This is a genomic window from Pseudoalteromonas sp. NBT06-2 (assembly GCF_002276045.1).
GTDB lineage: Bacteria > Pseudomonadota > Gammaproteobacteria > Enterobacterales > Alteromonadaceae > Pseudoalteromonas.
In genome coordinates this window covers 1-4,010 of sequence record NZ_NQMR01000260.1, presented here as the reverse complement: position 1 = coordinate 4,010, position 4,010 = coordinate 1, and the positions used below count along the sequence as shown (strand labels likewise).

Sequence of the window (4,010 nt, the reverse complement as noted above, 5' to 3'; positions counted from 1 at the left end):
TCTGGGGGTATTTTGCTCGGCTATGATTCTTGCTTTGAGCGCTGCTTTTTTTTTGTGATAACGTTCTCGAGCTTTTTTCAATCTCACTTGCCGTTTTTCTTCACTTTCATTTTTAATGCTTTTAGCTTGTCGCGTTCTCGCTGAAGATAAAAAATCTTGATTATATTCCGGATCTTCAGCTCTTTTTTGCATTTCTTTTTGATATGCATCTTTCCAAAAATCCGGATTTTCTTTTACTTTCTCTTTGATTGCTAGACCATTTTTAAATGTTTTCCATTTCAACTTACACTTAGATGATGAGCAAATAAAAGCCATAGTTTTTCCAGTCGTGATTTTTTTACCGCAAACTGCGCATGGGCCTCGTTTACACGTATCACAACGATCTATTTTTTTTCTCTTATTTGTTAATCTAACACGCGGATAGACTTCTTTATTGCCGCACAGCTCACACAGGCAATACCAAAATGTTGTATTTGAACCTGCATACATTTCTGTATGAGAATAAGACAAAACGGTTATATATCCCGCTTGGAGTCCTGTTAAATCCGTTGATTGATTGTTCTTCAATTAAAAACCTAGACGCTCTACAGTAGCCAAAATTTCAGCATAAGATACATTTTTCATTTTTTCATAGAGAGATTTTGCAGCTTCATTACCTGCAATATAATCGTCACTATCAATCACCTCTTGCGCCAAATGCTCTATGAAACTAGGTTCTATAAATGAGCCTGATAATATATTAGTCAAAACCTGTTTTTCTTCTGGCTCTAGATGTAGCGCGTTTGATTGCAATAAATATTCATAGCGATCCCAAATTTGATTTAATCGCTCGGTAGTTCCAAGTTTATTATCATTAATATTTTTTCTGAATGATGGGCTTGGGGTGAAGCTTGGATTTCTAGATATTTCTTTTTTCATTTTATGACCTTTAAAGTGTGATTAGACTTGCTGCCTAGTTGCTCACTAATCCAACAGCTTAATCCTGATAAGTTTTTAGCATGCATCGCAACATCATATGCTCGACAGTACAGTTCTGAAAAATCATTAATGTTTTTGCGAGCAATGATTTTTAATTCCATCGTGATTTTAGGTGTTAAACCATGTTTGTTGTCCGAACATATCCACTCATTTTCTATTTCTGGATTTTCAACATGCAACTCAAGTTCTGGCGAAGTATTTACAGGTGTGCATTGCTGCTTGCCATATCTTCGACCTTGACTGGCTTCATATAGCCAGTGGTTTTTAGTGCCATCTAGAGATCTTAGGTCGGGATGTGTCGCTGGAGATTTGTTTTCATACCACTCGTTAATTTCTCTTTTTGTTTGATTTAACCATGCGTTGTATTGAAAAATCTCAGATGCATTGTTTTTTCTATACGCTCTAAATGCGCGCGCTGCTGCTTGTTTTATATCTTCACCGCTTGCAGCTTTAAAACGAAAATCCCAATCAGCACCATTAGATAACCTTAATTGTATTAATCCATTCATTACACTCACCTTTTAAGTCTCAGGTTAACATCGGGGCGGCAAACCGCCCCAAAAAAAACACTATCTAACAACAGCCCAAACCTGATATTGATAAGTAGTGCCGCCAAGTCGAATTTTTGATTTTACGCTACTTGAGCGTGGAGGCTCAGACCAGTTGTTATTAATTTCAACTGAAACATTTGAGTTTTTTTCACTGAATTTGATCAGAGTTTCAATGCGTGAAGTGATTTCAGCACCTGTACGCTGATTAAATGCGTACTCGCCTAACATTTGGATTGCTTGTTCTTTATTTAAAGTAGTCATGATATTTTCCTTTTTTGCCTCACCCGCATTTTGCGCTTCGGCTCTCTAAGTTAAATTGTGAAGTTCCGTTGGGAACAAATACATAGTATGACAAATGTCATACTACATCAAGTAAAAAGTGAAATTAATTTGAATTATTTTTGTGCGGTTATATTTTGCTCGGACAAACCGAGCAGACTTAGTTATTTTGTTTCTTTTAATTGTTGCCACTCATCCTCTAGGGATTGTCGGCAGTCCATAATGCGCTCATATTGTTCATGCTCTCGGCCAAAGCATGCAAATACTCCCGCAGCTAAACCCATCATTTTCCCGAGGTAATATTCATGCTCTTGCTGGCTTTGCGTGTGGTTTTTAGTGGCTTCTTTAATAAGAGTGTCTATAGTACCTAGATTTTGCACGGTCGATATATGCAATCTAAACTCACGTTGATCATACTCAGGTTTTATACGTAAGTTATCAGATTTTGAAAACTTCCAAGGTGAGTGGTAGCCATCAACCAAAACTAACCAATATGTTTTAGTTTCTTTTTTTATTTCAGCTTTATGTTCTCTTGGCGTAAGGTTGCTTTCAGGTTCGCTGAGCAGCTTAACAACAACTGTTGTAGACATGTGTTTAAATCCTTTTGTTCTAATCTACGAGGGACTCTAAAGCATATTGTACTGGGTATGGCGCTTTGCTTTTATGATTGCCATTAAGATAATCTCTAAATGTTCGGCTGGGAATACCAATACTTTCAGCGACTTTACTTTGAGATAAACCTGTTTTTTCAACTAGCTCACGCAAATAGTCAGGGCTTGGGTTATAGTTTTTTGGGTTGGGCTTCATATATCTAAAAAGGGCTTTTCAGCCCTCAATCTCAATTATAAAAATAATTTTGTCACTGCGACTGTGGCAGCAATTAGGGCTAGAACTAATGTGAATTCAAACCATTTATTTTTCTTTTCAAGGTGAATGGTGTCAGCGACAAGTTTATGTGTTTCAGCTTGTAGCTTATCAATGCTGGCTAGTTTTTCTTGAAGTTCTATATCTGTCATTGTATTTCTCTCAGTTAAGGTTTTTAGTGCCTCACGCTTTGTGCGTTGGCTGCCCATTTAATATAGGCGAATTTCGCCATATTAACAAGCGTTAGTTTGAATTATTTTTGAGCGTTTATGTTTTGATTCATTTTAGCCGAGCAGAACTGACTAAAGTGATACGAAAAAAGCGCAGTTAAGCGCTTTTTAGTGAATCAGACTTGAAAGTGATGCTCAAAGTTAATATCAGTAGCCAATCTAACTACTCTATCTAAGGCTGAACAAAGTTCCTGACCAATTTGTACTGTTACTATAGTGAGTTGATTTAAATATCTATTTTCATCGACAGCTTTTAAATACGATAGCGCGGCTGCAATATTTACCCAGACAACTAAGGTTTCAGCTCTTGCAGACAAACCAAGTTTAATTAGCTGCAAATTATCTTTATCTAAGTTTTCATCTCTATGCATCCTTAGGATAATCTCTGCCATAGGAGCATTTTTACTAGAGTCGATCGCACTTAACTTAGGCATAAGAATCTGGAGGTTTGTTGAAATATAATTCTCTCGATTATTTACTTCCGACTCTATTCTAGCCGCCTTACTTTCCTTCCACTGCATCTCAACTTGGAACGCTAAATAAAGTAGAGTGAAAAACGCAAAAATTGGCCCTAGTATTCCACCAAAGAAGCTACCCAATTCAGCCCACTTTGTATGATCAGACCAAAAACCAATTCCGAATTGATAATAGTAGATAGACATTACGAAGAATAAGCATAGAATTGCTGATATTAAAATAACCCTGATGTTCAATCTATACTCCTGTAAAATATAACGAGCCTGTAGAATTTCTCTTTTAGAAAAAACAGACCCAAAAATCATTAAAAATTAAGCTTCAAAACGCATTGCTACGTGAATTCTGAGGCAATATTCTACTAAAACATTACTTTTACGGGCGCACAGCACATAAATTTCATTCGTCAATTGTCACTTTTTATAAATTCTACAGCCTCAACGCTCGATTAACGGGTTAAAAATAGTGGGCTAAAATCGAGCGAAGCGAAGAGCCCGCTGTTTTTAATCCCTGTTTAATTGCTTGTTAGAGTTACGTTTACCAAATAATTTGTGAAAAACAAACCAAGCCAAAACAATTAATAGCAGAATTATCAATAGAACAGTGACAGCCACAGCAATTCTCGGTGAATTAA

General features: G+C 36.5%; 8 protein-coding genes. All 8 read right to left on the bottom strand.

Annotated features, from left to right (window positions below):
- Positions 1 to 567: hypothetical protein (locus tag CJF42_RS25065; protein ID WP_141235673.1), on the bottom strand; the 567-nt coding region annotated here is incomplete at its 3' end.
- Positions 568 to 918: a hypothetical protein gene (locus CJF42_RS25060; protein WP_095369234.1), complete on the bottom strand. Its 351-nt coding sequence runs from the start codon at positions 916 to 918 to the stop codon at positions 568 to 570.
- The gene (locus CJF42_RS25055) at positions 915 to 1,487 is read right to left on the bottom strand and encodes a hypothetical protein (protein ID WP_095369233.1); all 573 of its coding nucleotides are present in this window, start codon (positions 1,485 to 1,487) and stop codon (positions 915 to 917) included. Before CJF42_RS25055 ends, CJF42_RS25060 begins: the two co-directional genes overlap by 4 nt.
- A gap of 60 nt (positions 1,488 to 1,547) precedes the next feature.
- Positions 1,548 to 1,790 carry a hypothetical protein gene (locus CJF42_RS25050; RefSeq protein WP_095369232.1) on the bottom strand — a complete coding sequence of 81 codons (243 nt, stop codon included), beginning with the start codon at positions 1,788 to 1,790 and terminating at the stop codon, positions 1,548 to 1,550.
- 182 nt (positions 1,791 to 1,972) lie between these two features.
- Positions 1,973 to 2,398, bottom strand: coding sequence for a hypothetical protein (locus tag CJF42_RS25045; RefSeq protein ID WP_095369231.1), 426 nt, complete (start codon positions 2,396 to 2,398; stop codon positions 1,973 to 1,975).
- 19 nt (positions 2,399 to 2,417) lie between these two features.
- A complete protein-coding gene (locus tag CJF42_RS25040; protein WP_095369230.1) occupies positions 2,418 to 2,615 on the bottom strand; it encodes a helix-turn-helix domain-containing protein in 198 nt (65 codons plus the stop codon).
- Positions 2,616 to 2,650: 35 nt separating this feature from the next.
- Positions 2,651 to 2,824 (bottom strand): hypothetical protein, encoded by a 174-nt coding sequence (locus tag CJF42_RS27865; RefSeq protein WP_170940765.1) that lies wholly within the window; start codon positions 2,822 to 2,824, stop codon positions 2,651 to 2,653.
- Positions 2,825 to 3,018: 194 nt separating this feature from the next.
- Entirely contained in the window at positions 3,019 to 3,684 is a 666-nt protein-coding gene (locus CJF42_RS25030; protein ID WP_141235672.1) for a hypothetical protein, read from the bottom strand.
- Between the last annotated feature and the right edge of the window lie 326 nt (positions 3,685 to 4,010).

Coding starts and splice junctions, on each gene's coding strand:
- CJF42_RS25060 (WP_095369234.1), bottom strand. CDS start 918: ATGAAAAAAGAAATATCTAGAAATCCAAGCTTCACCCCAAGCCCATCA.
- CJF42_RS25055 (WP_095369233.1), bottom strand. CDS start 1,487: ATGAATGGATTAATACAATTAAGGTTATCTAATGGTGCTGATTGGGAT.
- CJF42_RS25050 (WP_095369232.1), bottom strand. CDS start 1,790: ATGACTACTTTAAATAAAGAACAAGCAATCCAAATGTTAGGCGAGTAC.
- CJF42_RS25045 (WP_095369231.1), bottom strand. CDS start 2,398: ATGTCTACAACAGTTGTTGTTAAGCTGCTCAGCGAACCTGAAAGCAAC.
- CJF42_RS25040 (WP_095369230.1), bottom strand. CDS start 2,615: ATGAAGCCCAACCCAAAAAACTATAACCCAAGCCCTGACTATTTGCGT.
- CJF42_RS27865 (WP_170940765.1), bottom strand. CDS start 2,824: ATGACAGATATAGAACTTCAAGAAAAACTAGCCAGCATTGATAAGCTA.
- CJF42_RS25030 (WP_141235672.1), bottom strand. CDS start 3,684: ATGATTTTTGGGTCTGTTTTTTCTAAAAGAGAAATTCTACAGGCTCGT.